The 20,591-nt window shown below is 56.6% G+C and carries 15 protein-coding genes; 8 read left to right on the top strand and 7 right to left on the bottom strand.

Features of this window, described 5'->3' with window-relative positions:
- The first annotated feature begins 9 nt into the window (after positions 1–9).
- A complete protein-coding gene (gene parE, locus AC0B60_RS07680; RefSeq protein ID WP_465085156.1) occupies positions 10–1,905 on the top strand; it encodes a DNA topoisomerase IV subunit B in 1,896 nt (631 codons plus the stop codon).
- Between the two features lie 101 nt (positions 1,906–2,006).
- Complete coding sequence (locus tag AC0B60_RS07675) at positions 2,007–3,782, top strand: SLC13 family permease (protein ID WP_465085155.1); 1,776 nt, start codon at positions 2,007–2,009, stop codon at positions 3,780–3,782.
- Here the strand turns inward: AC0B60_RS07675 and AC0B60_RS07670 are convergent.
- Positions 3,769–5,064, bottom strand: a complete 1,296-nt coding sequence (locus tag AC0B60_RS07670; protein WP_465085154.1) for an EAL domain-containing protein — start codon at positions 5,062–5,064, stop codon at positions 3,769–3,771. The genes AC0B60_RS07675 and AC0B60_RS07670 overlap by 14 nt on opposite strands.
- 557 nt (positions 5,065–5,621) lie before the next feature.
- Between AC0B60_RS07670 and AC0B60_RS07665 the strand changes: the two genes are divergently transcribed.
- Positions 5,622–6,182 (top strand): cytochrome b, encoded by a 561-nt coding sequence (locus AC0B60_RS07665; RefSeq protein ID WP_465085153.1) that lies wholly within the window; start codon positions 5,622–5,624, stop codon positions 6,180–6,182.
- Positions 6,183–6,235: 53 nt separating this feature from the next.
- Positions 6,236–6,817, top strand: coding sequence for a YceI family protein (locus AC0B60_RS07660; RefSeq protein ID WP_465085152.1), 582 nt, complete (start codon positions 6,236–6,238; stop codon positions 6,815–6,817).
- A gap of 61 nt (positions 6,818–6,878) precedes the next feature.
- Here the strand turns inward: AC0B60_RS07660 and AC0B60_RS07655 are convergent, their stop codons facing one another.
- Together AC0B60_RS07655 and AC0B60_RS07650 are read right to left on the bottom strand one after the other, a co-directional pair.
- Positions 6,879–8,516: a methyl-accepting chemotaxis protein gene (locus AC0B60_RS07655; protein WP_465085151.1), complete on the bottom strand. Its 1,638-nt coding sequence runs from the start codon at positions 8,514–8,516 to the stop codon at positions 6,879–6,881.
- Between the two features lie 105 nt (positions 8,517–8,621).
- Positions 8,622–8,861: a hypothetical protein gene (locus AC0B60_RS07650; RefSeq protein WP_040474724.1), complete on the bottom strand. Its 240-nt coding sequence runs from the start codon at positions 8,859–8,861 to the stop codon at positions 8,622–8,624.
- 211 nt (positions 8,862–9,072) lie between these two features.
- Here AC0B60_RS07650 and parC point away from each other — a divergent pair, with 211 nt between their 5' ends.
- Both parC and serB read left to right on the top strand, forming a co-directional pair.
- Positions 9,073–11,397 (top strand): DNA topoisomerase IV subunit A, encoded by a 2,325-nt coding sequence (parC, locus tag AC0B60_RS07645; RefSeq protein ID WP_465085150.1) that lies wholly within the window; start codon positions 9,073–9,075, stop codon positions 11,395–11,397.
- Positions 11,390–12,613 carry a phosphoserine phosphatase SerB gene (gene serB, locus AC0B60_RS07640; protein WP_465085149.1) on the top strand — a complete coding sequence of 408 codons (1,224 nt, stop codon included), beginning with the start codon at positions 11,390–11,392 and terminating at the stop codon, positions 12,611–12,613. Before parC ends, serB begins: the two co-directional genes overlap by 8 nt.
- Positions 12,614–12,651: 38 nt before the next feature.
- Here serB and AC0B60_RS07635 read toward each other — a convergent pair whose 3' ends face one another.
- From AC0B60_RS07635 to epmB, 3 genes are all read right to left on the bottom strand, one after another.
- Positions 12,652–14,739 carry an EAL domain-containing protein gene (locus tag AC0B60_RS07635; protein ID WP_465085148.1) on the bottom strand — a complete coding sequence of 696 codons (2,088 nt, stop codon included), beginning with the start codon at positions 14,737–14,739 and terminating at the stop codon, positions 12,652–12,654.
- A 160-nt stretch (positions 14,740–14,899) separates the two neighbouring features.
- Entirely contained in the window at positions 14,900–16,702 is a 1,803-nt protein-coding gene (locus AC0B60_RS07630; RefSeq protein WP_465085147.1) for a GTPase, read from the bottom strand.
- Positions 16,703–16,928: 226 nt separating this feature from the next.
- Entirely contained in the window at positions 16,929–17,969 is a 1,041-nt protein-coding gene (gene epmB / locus AC0B60_RS07625; protein WP_465085182.1) for an EF-P beta-lysylation protein EpmB, read from the bottom strand.
- A 45-nt stretch (positions 17,970–18,014) separates the two neighbouring features.
- On the opposite strand from epmB, the gene efp reads away from it, so the two are divergent.
- Together efp and epmA are read left to right on the top strand one after the other, a co-directional pair.
- A complete protein-coding gene (gene efp / locus AC0B60_RS07620; RefSeq protein ID WP_465085146.1) occupies positions 18,015–18,590 on the top strand; it encodes an elongation factor P in 576 nt (191 codons plus the stop codon).
- Between the two features lie 7 nt (positions 18,591–18,597).
- Positions 18,598–19,575, top strand: coding sequence for an EF-P lysine aminoacylase EpmA (gene epmA / locus AC0B60_RS07615; RefSeq protein WP_465085145.1), 978 nt, complete (start codon positions 18,598–18,600; stop codon positions 19,573–19,575).
- On the opposite strand, the gene asd is transcribed toward epmA, so the two are convergent.
- Positions 19,547–20,425 (bottom strand): archaetidylserine decarboxylase, encoded by an 879-nt coding sequence (gene asd, locus AC0B60_RS07610; protein ID WP_465085144.1) that lies wholly within the window; start codon positions 20,423–20,425, stop codon positions 19,547–19,549. The genes epmA and asd overlap by 29 nt on opposite strands.
- Positions 20,426–20,591 lie beyond the last annotated feature (166 nt).

The raw sequence follows: 20,591 nt of genomic DNA, 5'->3' as shown, positions 1-20,591 counted from the left end.
TTCCTTCCCATGAGCCAGAAACAGTACAACGCCGATGCCATTGAAGTTCTGAGTGGTCTGGACCCCGTTCGCAAACGCCCGGGCATGTACACCGACACCAGTCGGCCCAACCATCTGGCCCAGGAAGTCATTGATAACAGCGTTGACGAAGCGCTGGCAGGGCATGCCCGCCGGATCGACGTTATCCTGCACAGCGACGGCTCGCTCAGTGTGGAAGACGATGGCCGTGGTATGCCGGTCGACATGCACAAACAGCATGGTGTTCCCGGTGTCGAGCTGATTCTTACCCGACTTCACGCAGGCGGCAAGTTCTCCGAGGGCAATTACAACTTTTCTGGTGGTTTGCACGGGGTAGGGGTTTCGGTGGTCAACGCCCTGTCGACGCATCTTGAGGTTTCCATCAAGCGTGACGGGCAACTGCATCGGATGACCTTTGCCAACGGCTATAAGGAAACCGACCTGAGCATTGTCGATACCGTTGGCAAGCGCAATACCGGTACCCGACTGAAGTTCACTCCGGATCCAAGTTATTTCGACAGCCCGAAAATTTCTGTCAGCCGTCTGCGTCATAATCTGCGAGCCAAGGCTGTGCTCTGTCCCGGCCTGAATGTGACCTTCCTGCAGGAACACACCGGCGATAAAGATGAATGGTGCTACGAGGGCGGTTTACGGGATTACCTGCGCACCGAGCTTGCCGACATCGAAGCCGTACCGCTGGAGCCGTTCACGGGCAGTTTTTCCGGCAACAAGGAAGCGGTTGATTGGGCTTTCCAGTGGCTGCCGGAAGGTGGCGAAGCCGTTATGGAGAGCTACGTTAACCTGATCCCGACCGCCCAGGGTGGCACCCACGTGAACGGCCTGCGTACCGGCCTACTGGAGGCGATGAGAGAATTCTGTGAATTCCGCAACCTGTTGCCCCGGGGCGTCAAGCTGTCCCCTGAAGACATCTGGGAACGCTGCGCCTACGTGTTGTCCTTCAAAATGCAGGAACCCCAGTTTTCCGGCCAGACCAAGGAACGATTGTCCTCCCGGGAAGCCGCCGCGTTCATTTCCGGCGTGGTCAAGGACGCATTTAGCCTGTGGCTGAATCAGCACACGGACATTGCCGAAGCACTCGCGGAGCTGTTCATCAGCAATGCCCAGCGTCGTCTTCGGGCCAGCAAGAAGGTCGCCCGCAAGAAGGTCACGTCAGGCCCGGCACTACCGGGTAAGCTGGCAGACTGTTCCGGCAGTGACACCAATCGCTCCGAGCTGTTCCTGGTGGAGGGCGATTCCGCCGGAGGCTCCGCCAAGCAGGCCCGTGACCGTGAATTCCAGGCAGTAATGCCTCTGCGGGGCAAGATCCTCAACACCTGGGAAGTAGACTCCAGTGAAATCCTGGCCTCCCAGGAGGTCCACGACATTGCGGTTGCTATTGGGGTGGACCCGGGCTCCGACAAACTGGAGGGGCTTCGTTACAACAAGGTCTGCATCCTCGCGGACGCCGACTCTGACGGCCTGCACATCGCCACCCTGTTGTGCGCGCTGTTCGTGAAACATTTCCGGCCGGTGGTGGCGGCCGGCCACGTTTTCGTCGCCATGCCCCCGCTGTATCGTGTCGATTTGGGCAAGGAAACCTTCTACGCCCTCGACGAACACGAGAAGCAGGGCATTATTGACCGGCTGGCGGCCGAAAACCGTCGTGGCAAGATTTCCGTCACCCGTTTCAAGGGCCTGGGCGAGATGAATCCGCTCCAGTTGCGCGAGACGACGATGGCACCGGATACCCGCAGACTGGTGATGCTGACCATTGAAGACGGCGACGATACCGATAGCCGCATGGACATGCTACTTGGTAAAAAACGGGCGTCTGACCGTCGCACCTGGCTGGAGACATACGGGAATATGGCAGATATTGAAGTCTGAACCATTCCATATTCTTCCTGGTGCTTTAAACAGCATCCTTTATTCTTTCTAAGTCTTCATCAAACTCGTTATCCTGCCCCTTTTATCCAAAGGACCACCAGATGGATTGGCAGGGCTGGTTTGCATTAAGCCTTACGGGTGTGGCGTTGTTGTTGATGAGTGTCGGGCGTTTCGGCCCGCATCTTGTCATGCTGGGTGTACTCATCGTTCTCAGTGCCAGCGGCATTATCAGCGCCGATCAGGCCCTTGCTGGATTCAGTAACAGCGGTTTGATCACGGTGGTTGCCATGTTCGTGGTGGCGGCGGGTATTCACCATTCCGGTGGGGTAGACCTGGTTGTCCATCACCTGCTCAGGTCGCCTCGCACGGTGCGCTCGGCCCAGGCACGCATCGCATTCCCTGTCGCGTTGCTGAGTGGCTTCCTCAACAATACCCCGGTAGTGGCCACCATGATTCCCGCGGTCCACGCCTGGTCCCGCAAGATTGGCATATCGCCCTCGAAACTGATGATCCCCCTGAGTTACTCCGCCATTCTGGGTGGCACCCTGACATTGATTGGCACCAGCACCAACCTGGTGGTCAACGGGCAGTATCAGCAATTGACCGGGGAGGGCGGTTTCTCGATCTTTTCCATCACTGCTGTTGGGTTGCCGGTAGCCGTAATTGGCCTGGCCGTCATGCTTCTGGTGCTGCCGAGGGCGCTGCCGGACCGTAAGGACCAGCAAAAATTCGGTTCGATGCGGGAGTTTACTCTGGAGGTCGCAGTTGCCTTTGATGGGCCATTGGTGGGCAAGAGTGTCGGAGAGGCCGGGCTGCGTGAGTTGGAGAGGCTGTACCTCGTCGAGATCGAGCGTGATGGCAGTGTGGTTACAGCAGTGCCCTCAGAAGAGCGGCTGCGAGGTGGCGATCGGCTGGTCTTTGCTGGCGACACTCAGGCTATTTCCGATCTGCTGCGAATCAACGGTATTGTCCCTTCGGTACACGATGATGAACCCAGCCTGAGTAAAGACCGGGCAGAGCGCCGACTGGTAGAGGCGGCGTTGTCTCCGCAGTCGGAAGTGCTGGGTCTGACGATTCGGGATGCCCGTTTCCGGGATCGCTATGGAGCCGTGGTATTGGCCGTCGCACGGGGTGGCGAGAGGGTATCCGGCAATTTGGGCAATATTCGCCTGAAAACCGGCGATGTTCTGTTGCTGGAGGCACGTCCCGCCTTTGTCAGTCGCCAGCGGTACGCCAAGGACTTCCTGCTGATCAATGATCTGGAAACAGAAACACCCCGTCATGACCGGGCCTACCTGTCCTGGGGCATCCTGCTGGTGCTCGTGGGCGCCGCCGCGTTTGGGGTGCTGAGCATGCTGAATGCGGCGTTGATGGGGGCGGCGCTGATGGTTCTTAGTGGTTGCTGCTCCGTTGGTCAGGCGCAGAAAGCAGTGGATGTACCGGTGATGCTCACAATTGCGGCGTCATTTGCATTGGGGGCTGCGCTTCAGGAAACCGGTGCCGCCGGTTATGTCGCGGAAGGGATACTGGACGTCAGCAGCGGCCACCCACTGCTGACGATCTTGCTGGTGTACTTCGCGGTGTCGGTGCTGACCGAGGTCATTACCAACAACGCGGCCGCCGTGTTGGTGTTGCCCATTGTACTGTCGATGACAGCGGCTCTGGGGATCGCGTCAGAACCCTATGTTATCGCCGTGATGATGGCGGCTTCCGCCAGTTTTGCCACGCCACTGGGCTACCAGACCAATATGATGGTGTTTGGTCCCGGGGGATACCGGTTTATGGATTTCGTAAAGGTAGGCCTGCCGATGAATCTGTTTATCGGGCTGGTGACCGTCGGCGTGATCTCCGTAGTTTACGGGATCAGCCTTTCCTGAGGGCGGTTTCGGTAGGATTGGCGAGAATATCGCAGCAAAGAACCCTCAGCTCGCCCTTGTGGTAGTAACCGAGGGACAGCGTGACGCACATGTAGGCGCCCGTAATGCAAAGGTAAGGCGCGGTTATGTGAACCTGGCCGGGCTGGGCGATGGCCTGGCGTAGATACTGCTGGCGATACCAGTCGGCACTGGTGGTGCTCTCCAGAGGCCGGAACCGAGGGTCCAGACTGCGGGCCGTGGCATCCGACACCATGGTGTCATCGATTTGTACGCCGTTGGCATCGACCAGGTAACACCGCGATACCGCAGGGTGATTCAACAGGATACTGCATGCCTCGTTCATCGGCATACCTTGCGAGAGTTTGTCCACAGCACCCCGAAAGAAATCCTCGAAGTAGGAAATCAGTTGCTGGGTTGGGTCCCTCGTTATCCGGTTTTTGCTCTTGTAGTCTCGCAGTAAACCGTCCAGGTCCGTCACTTTCTGGGGAATGTCCGCCAGCGCAGTACTTGGCCTGCTGAAATAGAATCCCTGGACAAAATCAACGCCTGCATCGATAGCGATCATTGCCTGATCGTGAGTTTCCACGCCTTCGAGGAGCACCAGGCAACCGGACTGATGCAGCAAAGAGACGATGCCATTGAGTATCTGTCTGGCCTTGTGGTCGTCGGTGGCCCGAGTCAGCAGCTTGCGGTCCAGCTTCACAATATCCGGTGACAGGTTCCAGATGCGCTCAAAGTTGGAGTGGCCCGCACCAAAGTCATCGATAGCGGTCAGGCAGCCCAATTGTTGGTAGTAGGCAACGGTTTCACGCAGCCGTTCTGCATCGTCCGTTGGCTGCTCTACGATCTCCATCACGATGCGATGGGGTGGCAGGCCCGTTTTTTTCAACAGTTCGCCGAAAAAACTATCGGCACGATTGCCGGCCGACACCACACGGGGGGATACGTTCAGGAACAACCAATTCAACTGGTCCTGAAATCCGGAATAGTTGCGGATATGCAGGTATCGGCACAGGCGATCAAGCAACAGGTTTTCGGCATCTGAGCTTGGTAGTTCGAACAGGTGGAGGGGCAGTACCGCGGCATTATCGGTATCAAATGCGCGAATCAGCGCTTCGTAGCCGACAACGCGTTTGTGGGAGATACTGAAAATTGGCTGCAGCGCCGTTCGTAACGTCAGGCCTTGGTAGTTGGCCGTCCATGATTCCCCCTCCCTGGTTAACATAGGCGACAGCACATCAACTTCCGGTGCGGTCATCTGCTCTGGGAGGGTTCGCGACATAGGCCTTTTCTGGTCCGGATAAACGAAAACATCGGGAAAGCCCTGCAGCAGCCCGACCTGTTGACCCTAGTCGCATTTCACTGACTTATCGAAAAGTAAATCAGTCAGAACGAACAGGATAGTTTAGATAGACAGAAGAGTGCCAAAAACAGCAGGTTATTACCACTAATTCATGTAAAAACAGGCAACGTCGGGTGACACTGCGCGGAATGAGTGGCAGGAGCGATGTTCTGCAGCTCCGATGGAGCTGCAGAACATCAGTTATTGCTGGGTACTGCGACGGATTCGTCGAATTCAAGTTCCATGTTTATTCCTCTCGTTCACTGAGTGACCCGAACCGGGTAAATAAAGTATGTGAAAAGTTTATCGCGCCCATTGTTTTCCGCAATCCGTAAAACCCGTATCAGACCAAAGGTATAAGGGATCGTGCGTATGGGCTTCTTCATCAGAAATCTTGATCTTTGTATCCAAAACATTTTGATTGGTTTTGCACTGGGCTCTTCCTAAACTGGTGTAATTGATCTTGTCTGGTTTCAGGGAGTGGGGCGTTAAGCGTCATGCAGGTACGCAATTCGAGCAGTAAGTTTGGCGTGGTATCCATAGCGATTCACTGGCTGGTGGCTGTAGCGGTATTTGGTCTTTTTGGGCTGGGTTATTGGATGGTTGATCTATCCTATTACGACGACTGGTATCGCACCGGCCCGGATATCCATAGAAGTATCGGTATATTGCTGCTGTTGGTCATGCTGTTTCGCCTGGTGTGGCGATTGTTCAGTCCGCTACCGCGAGCACTCCCGAGCCATAGCCGATTGGAAGTGTTGGCCGCTCATGGCGCACACGCTCTTCTCTATGTGCTGATTCTTGTTGCCATGGCCAGTGGGTATCTCATTTCGACGGCGGATGGGTCCTCGATCAGTGTATTCAGTTGGTTTGATGTACCTTCGGTGACTGGCCAGATTAAGAGGATGGAGGATACCGCAGGGCTTGTTCATTACTGGTCGACCTGGGCACTCGTTGTGCTTGCCGGTCTGCATGGTCTGGCCGCCATCAAGCATCACCTGATTGATCGCGATGATACCCTTCGGCGTATGTTGGGTTCAGGTCGCCGCCAATCGTAATTCAGACTACCGATCCAATCGTGCCTACGGGCTGTTTCAACAAGGAGATAAACATGAAAAAACTGCTGCTTGCATCTGCGGTTGCACTTACCGTGTCTGGCGGAGCCCAGGCTTCCGAGCACAGTGGAACCTATGCTTTTGATACCAAGGGTTCCCACCAGTTTATTACGTTCAAGATTTCCCATCTCGGCTATAGCTGGTTGTATGGCCGGTTCAACGATTTCGATGGTGAATTTGTGTACGATGCTGAAAACCCGGCCAACAGCTCGGTTGAGGTTACCGTGGACACATCCAGCGTCGACTCCAACCATGCTGAGCGCGACAAGCATCTGCGCTCCGAAGATTTCCTGTACGTTAGTGAGTTCTCGGAAGCCACCTTCAAGAGCAAACGAGTGGTTGTCGATGATGACGGCGAGGCTGATATTGTTGGTGACCTGACCCTGCGTGGTGTGACGAAAGAGATCACCCTGGACGTGGAAATGCTCGGGCATGGTGACGATCCGTGGGGTGGTTACCGCATGGGGTTTGAAGCTGAAACCGAATTCAAGTTGACGGACTTCGGCATACCGATGGATCTGGGCAAGGCGTCTGAAACCGTCGAGATGATCATTTCGGTGGAAGGCATTCGTCAGTAAAAGTTGCCTGAATGCCGCCTCCAGCTTTCTTTCCGGGGCGGCAATACTCCCTACTTTTAATTCACACCTTGAACCTTCCAGTCTGCTGCTCCAATTCCCTGGCATAGCCGTCCAGCGATTCGCTTATGCGGTCGATGCTGCCTGAGCGCGTCATGCTCTCGGACGCCAGGTCATTGATTTCGGTAACGCTTCGGTTAATCTCGTCAATTACCTGGGTCTGTTCCTCGGTAGCGGAGGCCACGCTGGTGTTCATGTCGCTGATGTCCGCCATGGACTCCAGGATACCCTGAAGTTCTGCCTCCGCCTCCGTGGCCAGCTTTTCGGTTTCCACCGCTTCTTTGCTGCCGGTTTCCATCACCGCAACGATATCTGCAACGCCGGTCTGCAGAGCGGTGATCATGGTCTGGATATCTTCGGTGGACTGTTGGGTTCGCTTGGCCAGGGTGCGGACCTCATCGGCGACAACGGCAAAGCCTCGGCCTTGTTCCCCCGCGCGGGCGGCCTCAATGGCGGCATTGAGGGCAAGTAGATTGGTCTGGTCCGCAATCTCGCGGATGACGTCCAGCACTGAGGTGATGTTCTCCGAGTCCTGTGACAGTTTGCGAATAACCTCCACCGCCTTGGAGATTTGCGCTGCCAGTCTCTGTACCTGAACGGATGAGTTGCGAATGATGGTCGCCCCGTTGCGACCTTTTTCCTGGGCGTGTTTGGTAATATCGGCCGCACGCGAGGCATTGCCCGCCACTTCTTCAATGGCGCTTTGCATCTCATTGATGGCCGTTGCGACCATGGAAATGGCATCCGTTTGCCGTGTTACCCCGTCGTTGTTGTCGCGGGCTGCGCTGGATAGTTCGGAGGCGCCCTCACCAAGTTGCCTGCTGAGTTCCTGAATGGAACCAATCATGGTTTGGAGATTTCCCAGCACGTGATTGAAGCTTGTGGCCAGTTTCCCGAGGTCATCGTCCATTTCTACGGGGATGCGTTGTGTAAGATCTCCTTCACCCTGGGCAATATTGTCAAGTTGCTTCTTCAGAACGCCAATGGAATCGATAATCAGTCGGAGAAACACAATAAACAGAAGAATGCCGGCTATGACAGCGATGGCGGTGATGGCCAGTATAAAGGCAGAACTGGCAGCCCCCTCCTGGGACGCTTCGTTGGCGACAATCTGTGCCTGTTCATCAGCGTGAACACCCACCTGGTCATAGTATCCCCTGAGCTCGCTGAACAGCGGGTTGCTTTGCTCGACCAGCAACCTGTGCCCTGCGACGGGGTCTCCTGACCGTGCAATCCGCATGGTCTCTCTAGCGGTGTCCAGCCAGCGGTCATAGGTATCGCGAAAGCTGTCGGTTTTCTCTGAGATGCCAGTGCCTTGCAAGCGTTCTATGGCTTTCTCCAGCCTCTCCAGCGCCTGGTCGGCGTTTTCCTCGAAGTCCGCCTGATGCTGGTCCGGGGATTCGTTGTTTTCTGTTGCGCTGATAAAAGACATTTGCGCGACCAGGGCCTGATATAGGTCCCGATCACCGTTGAGCGCTTCGCTGACGGCGGGAAGATAACGTTCGGAGAGTGTGTCTGTGTCGGATACCAGGTTTCGCGCCGTCAAGACGCTGAAAAGACCGATGACAATCAAAGCGATGGCGGAAATTGCGAAAGGTAACGCGACTTTGGCCCTTAGGCCCAGGGAATTCTTTAAACTCATCTTTCTTTCCTGCTTTTCTGAAGATGCGTTCAGTCAGAATAGCATCGGAAAGGAAGTTGTCATTGTTAATGAGGTGCTTATGAGGCGTGATTGGCAGGAACACCTCTACAGCGTATCCGGGGACTCCTGGGTCGATTGTCCGTTCCGGCAGAGGTGACGCTGGCGCCAGAATTGGGCGAAGAATATAACCAGCCCGATGAGTAATCCGGCCCACAGATAAGGCCCCGCCAGTTGGAAAGTGCCGGTTATGGCGAACTCCACCAGGAGCATCAGGGTAAGAGCAAGAACAGCGTTCACCATGGCCGTAATCAACGCCTGCCCGCAGGCTTTCAGGTTAGGTCTCATAGTTCTCCACTCGTGGATATCGTGAAACGGATCATCGTTTACTGATGGCGAGGATACGGTGAGGGTTACACTCTCTCCATGCGGGAATTCCGCTATTGGAAATTCGACGGGGTGTTGGTGTATCTGTTCCCGCCTCCATATAATGTGCAGTCCCGGCTGCGGACCGGGATAATCAGCGGAATTCATATCAGGCAATAATAAAGGGGCATCCATGCCAGAGTTTCAGACCACGGATGAAGGCTTTGAGCGGGTTTCACTGCGGGACTACACCGAAAAGGCCTACCTCGACTACTCCATGTACGTCATCCTGGACAGGGCGTTGCCCAATGTCGGAGACGGACTGAAGCCGGTGCAGCGTCGCATTATCTACGCCATGTCCGAGCTTGGCCTGAAATCGACTTCAAAGTACAAAAAGTCTGCCCGTACGGTGGGTGACGTCCTGGGTAAATTTCATCCCCACGGCGACAGTGCCTGTTACGAAGCCATGGTGTTGATGGCCCAGCCGTTTTCCTATCGCTATCCATTGGTGGATGGCCAGGGCAACTGGGGCGCGCCTGACGACCCTAAATCTTTCGCGGCCATGCGTTATACCGAATCCCGTCTTGCTAAGTTCGCGGATGTCCTTCTCAGTGAACTCGGGCAAGGCACGGTGGACTGGGTGCCGAACTTTGATGGCACCATGGACGAGCCGTCAGTATTGCCCGCGAGGTTGCCTCATGTGCTTCTGAACGGCACCACCGGTATTGCCGTGGGTATGGCAACGGATATTCCGCCACACAATGTCCGGGAAGTGACAGCGGCCTGTGTAAGGTTGCTCGACCAGCCGGAGGCCACCACCGATGACCTGTGTGAGCATGTCCACGGCCCCGACTTTCCCACCTACGCTGAGATTATTACGCCTCGCAAGGATATCCGCCAGATGTACGAGACCGGCCGGGGCTCGCTGAGGATGCGGGCGCGCTGGATCAACGAGAGCGGGGAAATCGTGGTGACCGATCTGCCTCATCAGGTCTCCGGAAACCGGGTTCTGGAGCAGATCGCCCAGCAGATGCAGACCAAAAAGCTGCCCATGGTTGCGGACCTGCGCGACGAATCCGACCACGAGAACCCGACCCGGCTGGTGATTGTTCCGCGTTCCAATCGTGTGGATCAGGAAGGGCTGATGGCTCACCTGTTTGCCAGCACCGATCTGGAGAAGACCTACCGGGTTAATATCAACGTTATCGGCAATGACGGCCGCCCGGGCGTGAAGGGGCTGCGCGAAATGCTGACGGAATGGCTCAGCTTCCGTCGCACTACCGTCACCCGGCGCCTGCAGCACCGACTGGATAAGGTGCTCGCGCGCCTGCACATCCTCGAAGGCCTGCTGGTGGCCTATCTGAATATCGACGAGGTCATTGCGATTATCCGCTACGAAGATAAACCCAAGGCTGAGTTGATGTCCCGCTTCGGGCTGTCCGGGGAGCAGGCTGAAGCCATTCTTGAGTTGAAGCTGCGTCACCTGGCCAAGCTTGAGGAAATGAAGATCCGTGGCGAGCAGGACGAACTGTCGGCTGAACGGGATGAGTTGCAGGCGATTCTTGGCTCCGAGGATCGCCTGCGGGAGCTGATCAAGGATGAATTGCTGGCGGATGCGGAAACCTATGGGGATGATCGTCGTTCACCCATTGTCGAGCGCAGGGAAGCCAGGGCCTTTAGCGAAACCGAACTGGTTTCCAACGACCCGGTAACGGTTGTGCTGTCAGAAAAAGGCTGGGTCAGGGCGGCCAAGGGCCATGATATTGAACCGGAAGGACTCAGCTACAAGGCTGGCGACAGTTTTGCCATGTCCGCGAAGGGGCGCAACAACCAGCAGGCGGTATTCCTGGATTCCACCGGGCGTGCATACTCCCTGGTTGCCCATTCGTTTCCGTCTGCACGGGGGCAGGGTGAACCCCTGAGTGGTCGCATCAATCCACCGTCGGGGGCAACTTTCTCGGGGCTGCTGCTTGGCGACCCCGCCCGGAAGGTCTTGTTGGTCACTGATGGCGGCTACGGGTTCGTGACCTCGCTCAATGACATGATCAGCAAGAACCGCAATGGCAAGGCCGTGGTGTCGGTACCGAAAGGGGCGAAAATCATGTCGCCGGCGGTGGTGCCCAACTCTGACAAGCCGCTTTATCTGAGTGCCATTTCCAATGAAGGCCGGATGCTGGTGTTCCCGCTGAGTGAGCTGCCAGAGCTGGCCAAAGGCAAGGGCAACAAGATTATCAGCATTCCCTCGGCGCGGGTTCAGAACCGGGAAGAGTATGTGGTTGCTGTCGCCGTTTTCGCGGAGGACGACCAACTGGAAATCCGTGCTGGCAAGCGCAAGATGGGGCTTCAGTTCAGCGACCTGGAACACTATCTGGGTGAGCGCGGCCGCCGTGGCCACAAACTGCCTCGAGGGCTTCAGAGAGTGGACGCCATGGATGTGATTCAGTCAGCCAGCAATGCCGCAGGCGTCTCCGATGCAGACAGCGTTGCCAATGCAGAGGAGCGGCCTGACAGTGAGTGAGCTGGTTCTGATCAACGTTTCGGGGCGCGACAAGCCGGGCCTGACGTCGGAGATAACCGGCATCATGGGGCAGTACGATGTGCGTATTCTCGATATCGGCCAGGCGGTGATCCATGATCATCTGACCTGGGGTATCCTGATTGAGATTCCCGATGAGTCGAAATCCTCGCCGGTGATTCGCGATCTTCTGTTCAGGCTGCATTCGCTGGATCTGCAGGTGCGTTTTGCGCCGATTACGATCGAGGAGTATCAGCGGTGGGCGGAGGGACGCAACCGCGCCTGTTACATCGTTACGCTGCTGTCGAGAGATATCAAAGCCGAGCAAATAGCGAGGGTATCTGCCATTACTGCCCGCCATGGCCTGAACATCGATAACATCAGCCGGCTTTCCGCCCGCCCATCGCTGAATTCGTCCGAGAACCGCATAGCCTGTGTGGAGTTTTCCGTCCGGGGCACGCCATCTGATCTGGAACAGCTGCGTTCCGATTTCCTGCACATCGCAGGGGAAATGAACGTGGATATTGCCTTCCAGGAAGACTCCATTTTCCGCCGCAATCGGCGGCTGGTGGTGTTTGATATGGATTCCACCCTGATCGACGCCGAAGTGATCGACGAGTTGGCGTTGGAGGCGGGCGTTGGGGCACAGGTGGCCGAGATTACCGAGCGAGCGATGCAGGGAGAGCTGGATTTTGGGCAGAGCTTTGCCGAGCGTCTGGCGCTGCTCAAGGGGCTGGATGAATCGGTGCTCGAAGGCATCGCCGCTCGCCTGAATCTGACCGAAGGCGCGGAACACCTGATACTCAGTCTGAAATCCCTGGGCTACCGCACGGCGATACTGTCTGGTGGCTTTACCTACTTTGCCCGTCATCTGCAGGAAAAGCTGGGGATCGACTACGTGTACGCCAATGAGCTGGAAATTGAGAACGGCAAGGTAACGGGCCGGGTGTCGGGCCAGATCGTTGATGGCAAGCGCAAGGCTGAGTTACTTCAGGAAATCGCTGAACGCGAGCATATCTCACGGGAACAGGTCATTGCGGTGGGTGATGGTGCCAACGATCTGCCCATGCTGAGCCAGGCGGGGCTCGGAGTGGCTTTCCGGGCTAAGCCCCTGGTCAAGGAGTCCGCACGTCATTCGATTTCCACTCTGGGACTGGATGCGATCCTTTACCTGATTGGGTTCAGGGAAAGCGATAGCCTGCAGGCTAGGGAAAGGTAGCAAAGTACACGGCATGGTCGCCCATGCCGTGCGATTCATCAGTGGTCGCCGAAGTCGTAGTTCATTTCCGGAACCGGCGCCTGCAGGTAATAACCCTGGATGTAGTTCACCCCGGCCTGCCACAAGGTTGCCAACACACCTGCGTTCTCCACCAGAGGCACGATGGTCAGCTTGCCGGCACTCTGCAGGCTTTTGACCATTTCCTTGACCTCTTCCTTGGCGTCGTCTTTTTTCTGCAGTTCTTCGGTAAACGAGCCGTCGATCTTCACGTAATCCACGTCGATATGCTTCAGAGTGTTGAACGGATTCAGGGCACACCCGAACTGGCAGATAGAGACCTTGCAGTGCAGCTCGTGAACTGCCTTGGCAAAATCCTTGGCCTGTTTCATGTAGTTGTTGGCATCGCCTTCGCGAATCTGGAAGATCAGTGAGTCGCCCGGCAGTCGAGCCGCCTTCAGAGCGACGCTCAGCCAGGGGGTAAAGGTTTTATCTTCCAGTGTCTCTGCGGTTATGTTCAGGAACAGGCGGGTATCGTGCCCGCGTGAGCGATGGCTGGAAAGCTGCTTGATGGTTTGCAGGATCACCCAGCGGTCAATCTTTATGGCCATCTCAGAGGGGCCGACAGGCGGCAGGAAGTCGTACGGTGAAACTTCCTCGTTGTCCTTGTTCAGCATCCTGACGAAGGCCTCGTAGTGTTCTTCACCCTCGCCGCGTAGATTGATAATGGGTTGGAAAAGCAGCTTAAAGCGGTTGTCATCCAGGGCTTTCTGGATGGCATCGACCGAGTTGCTTTCATCCATGGCCTCGTAATCTGCCGGGTTGTATACCAAAATGCCGTTGCCCTGCTCATGGCCCGGCTTTTTCTTCAGTTCCGATGAGGCGGTGTGGGCCCGGCCCATCAGGTCCGGTGCCTTTGGAGCATTCTCGGTAATCGCAGCAACGCCGATGCTGAGGGTCAGTTGTACCGTGCGACCGTTGATGTCGAACAGGTGGTCTTCGACCTTCTTGCAAATGGCTTCACATTGCTCCGCCATAACTTTCTCTTCGCACGGCTGGCACAGCAGGCAAAAAGCGTCGTCGCTGAGGCGGGCGAGGACCATATCCTCCGGCGCCTGCTCCTTCAGCAGGGTGGCAAGGTCGCCAAGCATCAGGTCGGCGCCGGCGATGCCCACCTGACCTTTCAGGCCCATGAAGTTATCCAGGGCAATATAGGCCAGCGCACCGGTCTTGTTGTCCTTGCCAGCTGTAGCAATCGCCTGGCCAAGGGCATCCATCAGATACTGACGGTTGAACAGGCCGGTTAGCAGGTCCTGGCTGCTGATCTGACGAATCTTCTCTTCCAGCTCAGCGTCACTGTGCTCTGGCTGGATCACAATCTGGGTGCAGGTTTCGCCGTCATACGTCGCGGCTGAGACCGACATGGTGACGCTGAGTTCCTGATCGTCACTACGGCGGGCAACGCAGTTCATAGTCATGCCATCCTCACCGCTATCGGCAAAGGATTTCATGAATTCCTTATATTTATCCTGACTTTCCGACGTCAGGGTGTCGAGCACAGGGATGCAGATCAGGTCGTCGATATCATCGTAGCCCAGAAACTCCATGTACGACTGGTTGGCGTAGATGTGCATGCCATCGTTAATGTAGGCGATGGCGTCCTTGGAGCTTTCCAGCAGGAGTTGGCAGCGTTGTTCAGCCTCCCGCAGGTGGGATTCGAGAATCCTTCGCCGCCGCCGGTCCTCCAGGGCGCCCAGTTCCCGGTTAACCACCAGTACCAGCTGATCCGTGTTCTCGAACGGAACCGTGTCCTGTCCACCGGCTTTCATAACGGAGACGGTGCGCTCGCGATTGAATTCGCCGGTCAGGAGAACGAACGGGATGTCCTTGTCCATGCGACGAATCATCGCGAGGGCGCCATCAGCGCCGAATTCCTGTTCAACGTCGTCGCGCGCCAATAGAAGGTCCCAGTTGCCCGTTTTCAGGGTTTCTTCAAGGTCTTCCTCGGATGTGATGCGATGGGCTCGCGTTGCCTTGCCCGAGTTTCGGAGCAAGCTGACCAGGGTCTCTGCGTCGTTCTGAGACGGGTCGAGGATGAGCAGGTGTACGGTTGCGTTCTTTTTCTGCATTGCGTCAGATGTCTCGTGATACACGTTGGCTGTGCCGACACCTTTTGTAGAACTCAGAGCGCGGGGCCGGCTTTCACTAACGCTGAATGATGCAGGGGTTACTGGTTAATAACAACCCTTCGCACGGGTTCGTATGCTCCCATTCACAGCAACGGTACACTTACAGTGACGGCCACAGCGAATCGAATTCGTCCTCGCTGGTTCCCGCGTCTGGCGAGTTGTTGCCAGCCGGCGTTGCGCCGGCATTCTGGAGCTTGAGCTCAAATTGACTGATACTGCCGGTCGCCGAAATCTTGCGGGACAGGGTGCCTTGATCTTCCCGGCCGTCATGAAGCAATGAAATCCGGCTGCCGGACTGGAACGGAAGTCGCGGTGTGATGAGGGTTGCTGCCTGGTTCACCACGCTGATTTCCGGTAGCAAGAGGCCACGCAGATACTCGCTGCTGTTGCCGATCTTCTGAATCAGTCTTACGCCGCACGGAGCCGCACTGGGGGCCAAAAGCTCAATGCCAACCTGTGTGCCCTGGTTGCGAACCTGTCTTATCCAGCGCACAACAGCCACGCTCCACGGGTGGTTTGACTGTTCACGGACGCCGAGAATCTCGCCTGCCTGAAGTGATGATGGCACATTGGTTTCCCACGCGGCGCAGTATCCGCCGGGGCTGGTGTTCACCAACAGCGCGTGGTGGCACTTCGGTTTTCTTCGGTCACTCTCACCGTCTGGTGTCGCGCCAATACTGTTACGGAAGTTAATTGGCGTATCTGCCGATTGCAGCGGCTCGTCGTTAGGTCCGGCATCGTGGGCTCCCGCCCAGGCGTCCTGCTTTTGGCGGGAGGAACGCAGGAACATATTGTCGTCACCGCCCTGGTTGTCGTTACCGCTGACGAATTCGTTGAACGTTTTTGCGCCGGCCACGTAATAATGGGTTGCCGTGAGGCCCACGCAAATCTCAAGTGTGCCCTGGCTGGCGATGCGGTTGAAATTGCGTTTGGCAAGGATGCCCAGAGCCTGGCTTAGATGGGTCAGCAAGGTGTCGCCAATGCGGGAAGGCAGTTCAAGTTCGCTGGCCCCACCCTCCCGTTTGTTGCGGGCGTTCAGGGCATCCGTGATCTGTTCTGACAATTCTCGGGTGTCGAAGTTGTAGCAGTCGTTACCAGGCGTTTGTTCCAGCAGGCTGCGGTAGACCGGCGACGTGTCCCGCTCCATGTTTACCACGAACAGGCTGTCGTTATCGGTTTCCGGCCCGCAGGAAACCAGGTGGGTCCAGTTTTCGAACAGCTCGTAAACTTGCGCCAGCTCCCCTTGCCGGAGTTGGTTGGGACGGGCGCAGCCAAGCAGCAGGATGCGTTTGTAACTGTCTTCCACCGAGCTTCCACGGCGATGGGTCAGGGTATCGTCGTCAACGGATAGCCCGTGGATTTTGTTGCGATGGGCGAATCGGAAAAGTCGGTGACATTCCAGCCAGCTTTGTGCCGGGCTAGGGCAGTATAGTTGATGGGCCCGCACGATGGTGGCAGCCAGTTCCGAGATGGCACGGTGAGAGGCCATCGCGACTGCTTTGCGGTTTTTGTCCAGGCCGCCGTTGTCCAGAAATTCAAGTACGCACAGTTTGTAGCCGCTGGCGGCATGGAGTTGGAGGGCCTGGGACAGGTTGGCAATCTTGCGCTGCTTTTCCGGCAGCGCGACAGCCAGCCCAAGATAGTGCCGGGACAGTTCGGAACAGACGAAGTGTATCTTGGGGCGAATAAGTTCCAGCAGCTGCAGGCGCTGCTGAGGCGCAATAAACAGTTGGTTGAGCTCGATAATGGCGTGATAGAGCTGCCTCGAGGCCTCACCAATATTTGCCATTGGCAACTGCTTAACCCAGTCCCTGAAGGCTTTTGGGGAAGTCTGGCAAAAAGAGAGACTTGCCGTCTTCTGTTCAGGAACGCGAAGGTCGGGCTTCAGAATCATGCCTTCCATGTTTTCACGCCAATTGTCTGGACCACGGTAGGTACTCCGGGTTGCACCACGAACTACAGGCGTACCACAGTAACGCCTGCGTGTTTTAATTGGAAAACGCCGCGAATACAGCTTTTTATCGTTATCGCTTTCTGCACTGTAAAATAGCAAATGCACAACAAAAAGCGAGAAGAGCATGAGTTGACAATGTTTAACAAGTAAATTTGGGCCAACTTTGCCAAATGTGTCACGCAAACAGGTCCAGCGGCGTTTTTCCGGGCCGTCCGGGAAGCTCCCTGACAAGCCGGGGCACCAGGAAGCCTGGCAGCACGGTGATCAGTTGTCGAACCAGTTCCCTGGCCCTGTCGTCACTGACTTCAAAATGATGGGCGCCGGCCACCGGGTCAAAAGCATGGAGGTAGTAAGGCAGTACGCCACACTCGAACAGGCGCTCGCTGAGTTCCGCCAGCACGCTGGCATTGTCGTTCACTCCGCTCAATATCACACTCTGGTTCAGCAGGGTGACGCCGGCGTCTTTCAGGCGCCCGAGGGCCTGTTGCGTGTCAGCGTCCAGTTCTGCGGGGTGATTGACATGGACGACAACGACGGTCTGCAGGCGTGACTCCGAAAGCCACCTGATCAGCGAATCAGACACCCTCTGGGGGATGACGACTGGCAGGCGGGTGTGGATCCTTAGCCTGCGGATATGAGGGATGGCGGCCAATGCCTCGGCCCAGTTGGACAGCAGTCGATCATTGGCCACCAGCGGGTCACCCCCACTGAAAATCACTTCGTTAATGCGGGTGTCGTCGGCGATGGCTTTTAGGGCTTGGGCGCGATCCTCCGGTGACAGTCGGTGGTCCTCGTAGGGAAAGTGGCGCCGGAAGCAGTATCGACAGTTAATGGCGCATTGCCCGGTTACCATTAACAGGGCGCGGCTCTCGTACTTGCGAATCAGCCCGGTCGCTGGCATGGAACCACTTTCCTGAAGTGGGTCGGAGACGAACCCGGGATAAGTGTCTGCTTCGGACGATAACGGCAGTACCTGGCGTAACAGGGGATCATCGGGATCGCCCCTCTTAATTCTATTCAGATAGGGTTCGGGTACCCGTATGGGGAACAACCGGTGGCCTTCATCTGCGCCACGGAACCAAGTCGCCGAGTCGAGGTCGAGCCGACGCAGGAGTGCATCCGGCGTAGTGACGGACTCCGAGAGCAGTCGCTGCCAGCTGTGATCAGAGTGATCGAGGGGGCGGGCTTCTATACGGGTGGCGGTTCGCTGTATCATAGCCACCTTCGAATTTCCAAAAGCATCGTTTCAGGTGATAATTTCATGGCTTCATATTCTACCAACGAATTTCGTGGCGGTCTTAAGGTTTTGCTGGATGGCGACCCTTGCATCATTCTCGAGAACGAATTCGTAAAGCCCGGTAAAGGGCAGGCGTTCAACCGGGTAAAACTGCGTAACCTGATGACCAACCGTCAGTGGGAGCGTACTTTCAAATCCGGTGAGAGTCTGGAAGCCGCCGACGTGATCGATCAGGAAATGGAATACCTGTATACCGATGGCGAGTTCTGGCACTTCATGAAAACCGATGGGTCTTTCGAGCAGTTCCCGGCGGATGCCAAAGCGGTTGGCGATGCTCTTAAATGGCTGAAAGAACAAGACGTTTACACGGTGACTCTCTATAACGGCGCGCCCCTGACAGTTTCCCCGCCCAACTTTGTCGAGCTGGAAGTGGTGGACACGGATCCAGGCATGAAAGGCGATACCGCCCAGGGTGGCTCCAAGCCTGCAACCCTCTCCACAGGCGCCGTTGTCAACGTGCCACTGTTTATTGTCATTGGTGAAATGCTCAAGGTGGACACTCGCTCCGGAGAATACGTCAACCGGGTCAAGAATAGCTGATTAGAACGTGGTGACTGACTCCCTTAAGTGGCGGCCCTCGGCTTCAAAAACGGCCCTTAAAAGCCGCGCACAACAGCTTGCCTGGGTGCGCGGCTTTTTTGCGCAACGTGGTGTAATGGAAGTCGAGACGCCCGTACTTGGCCGGCACGGTGTTACTGATATCAATATTGACAGTATCTCCGCGAATCCCGCCTCGATCGGAGTCCGCCCAGCGGGCGGGTGGCTGCAGACGTCCCCTGAATATCACATGAAACGGATGCTGGCGGCTGGCTCCGGCCCTATTTATCAGATCGCCCGAGTGTTTCGCGACGGTGAGTTCGGCCGACGACACAACCCGGAGTTTTCGCTGCTTGAATGGTACCGGCCCGGTTTTACGGATACCGACCTGATGGCGGAGGTTTCCGAGCTAGTATGTGGCTGGTTGGGGTGTGAGTTGCCAGGCACGGTGAATTATCGCGATGCGTTTCTCCGGTTCGCGGGTATTGATCCATTCCTGGCCGGTAATGGCGAGTTGTCAGAATGTTGTGAGCAATGGATGGAGCCATCCCAGCTGGATGGTCTCTCTCGTGACGATTATCTGGATCTGCTGATGAGCTCTCAGGTGGAGCCGGCGCTGGCGGGCATTGGGCCGGTATTCGTGACGGGTTATCCTGAGTCTCAGGCGGCACTGGCCCGAGTGTCCGAGCAGTCTGGGATGCGTCAGGCGCACCGTTTCGAGCTCTACGTCGACGGTGTGGAGCTGTGCAACGGATACTGGGAACTGACCGACCCCGACGAGCAGAGGCGTCGGTTTGACGCGGACAATCAGGCTCGTCGCAGAGTGGGCAAGCCCGAGATGCCCATCGACCAAGCGTTCGTGGCTGCTCTGGATTCGGGTGTGCCCGATTGCTCCGGGGTGGCGTTGGGTCTGGACCGCCTGTTGATGCTGAAGCTGGGATTGGACGACCTGGCCGGCGTTATTGCGTTTCCGGCTGACCGGTGCTGATTTCGCCGAACGTTTCACCCATGCGTACGGTTCCGCCCGCCACCTGATCAGCACGCCATTTCACGGCGCCCTTGGACATAACCATAATTACCGTTGAGCCCAAGCGGAACCGTCCCATTTCCTCGCCTTTTTCAAAGCGGATGGGCGTTTTGAGGCCGTCATAGCGACTTTCTGAAACCTCACCTCCGCCGGGTGCCACGACGCCGGCCCATGTGGTCTCGACACTGCCCACGATCATTGCGCCTACCAGCACCAGGGCCATAGGGCCCGCCGGGGTATCGAAAATACAGGCAACCCGCTCATTCCGGGCGAACAGGTTGGGCACGTTCTCTGCGGTGGTCGGGTTGACGGAAAACAGCTTGCCGGGAACGTACACCATTTCCCGGAGTGTGCCGGCCAGCGGCATGTGAATGCGGTGATAGTCTTTGGGGGAGAGGTAGATGGTGGCAAACTCGCCATCGGCAAAGCTTGCGGCCCGGTCCTGATCACCACCGAGGAGTTCGTTCAGGCCGAAGGATTGTCCTTTGGCCTGGAAAACCCGATCATTACTGACTTGGCCCAGTTGGCTGATAGCACCGTCAACGGGGCTGACCAGAGCACTTTCGCGCTCGTCCACGGGCCGCAGGCCAGGCTTCAGGGCGCGGGTGAAAAAAGCGTTGAAGCTCGGATAGGCTGCTGGGTCCGGTTCCAGCGCTTCGTTCATATTGACGCCATAGCGGCCGATGAACCACTTCACCACACGATTCTTGAGTCCAGGCATACTTTTATTGTCCGCGAGTAGGCCTGCAAGGCGTGAAACCGAGAGTTGCGGCGTTACGTACTGGCTCATTACAAACAGCTTGTCGAACATTGGAAAGTGGTCCTTGGCGCTCAAAGGCGCGAAGTTTAACAAATCGCGGGGTGTGTATAGAAATTGTTTCATATCTTCGCGGTTCGGTCCGCTGCTTGCTATTATCTGTGCAGGCCGGCCAGGCAGTTCCGCTCCAGGCGCCTAGTCTGACAGAAACCACAGAAGG

The organism is Marinobacter sp. V34, from assembly GCF_055524115.1.
The sequence above is the reverse complement of the archived record's forward strand: the minus strand, read 5'-3'. Positions and strand labels throughout refer to the sequence as shown.

What these genes read in the sequence shown, in the direction of transcription:
- parE (WP_465085156.1), top strand. Translation starts at nt 10, where the DNA reads ATGAGCCAGAAACAGTACAACGCCGATGCCATTGAAGTTCTGAGTGGT.
- AC0B60_RS07675 (WP_465085155.1), top strand. Translation starts at nt 2,007, where the DNA reads ATGGATTGGCAGGGCTGGTTTGCATTAAGCCTTACGGGTGTGGCGTTG.
- AC0B60_RS07670 (WP_465085154.1), bottom strand. Translation starts at nt 5,064, where the DNA reads ATGTCGCGAACCCTCCCAGAGCAGATGACCGCACCGGAAGTTGATGTG.
- AC0B60_RS07665 (WP_465085153.1), top strand. Translation starts at nt 5,622, where the DNA reads ATGCAGGTACGCAATTCGAGCAGTAAGTTTGGCGTGGTATCCATAGCG.
- AC0B60_RS07660 (WP_465085152.1), top strand. Translation starts at nt 6,236, where the DNA reads ATGAAAAAACTGCTGCTTGCATCTGCGGTTGCACTTACCGTGTCTGGC.
- AC0B60_RS07655 (WP_465085151.1), bottom strand. Translation starts at nt 8,516, where the DNA reads ATGAGTTTAAAGAATTCCCTGGGCCTAAGGGCCAAAGTCGCGTTACCT.
- AC0B60_RS07650 (WP_040474724.1), bottom strand. Translation starts at nt 8,861, where the DNA reads ATGAGACCTAACCTGAAAGCCTGCGGGCAGGCGTTGATTACGGCCATG.
- parC (WP_465085150.1), top strand. Translation starts at nt 9,073, where the DNA reads ATGCCAGAGTTTCAGACCACGGATGAAGGCTTTGAGCGGGTTTCACTG.
- AC0B60_RS07635 (WP_465085148.1), bottom strand. Translation starts at nt 14,739, where the DNA reads ATGCAGAAAAAGAACGCAACCGTACACCTGCTCATCCTCGACCCGTCT.
- AC0B60_RS07630 (WP_465085147.1), bottom strand. Translation starts at nt 16,702, where the DNA reads ATGGAAGGCATGATTCTGAAGCCCGACCTTCGCGTTCCTGAACAGAAG.
- epmB (WP_465085182.1), bottom strand. Translation starts at nt 17,969, where the DNA reads ATGATACAGCGAACCGCCACCCGTATAGAAGCCCGCCCCCTCGATCAC.
- efp (WP_465085146.1), top strand. Translation starts at nt 18,015, where the DNA reads ATGGCTTCATATTCTACCAACGAATTTCGTGGCGGTCTTAAGGTTTTG.
- asd (WP_465085144.1), bottom strand. Translation starts at nt 20,425, where the DNA reads ATGTTCGACAAGCTGTTTGTAATGAGCCAGTACGTAACGCCGCAACTC.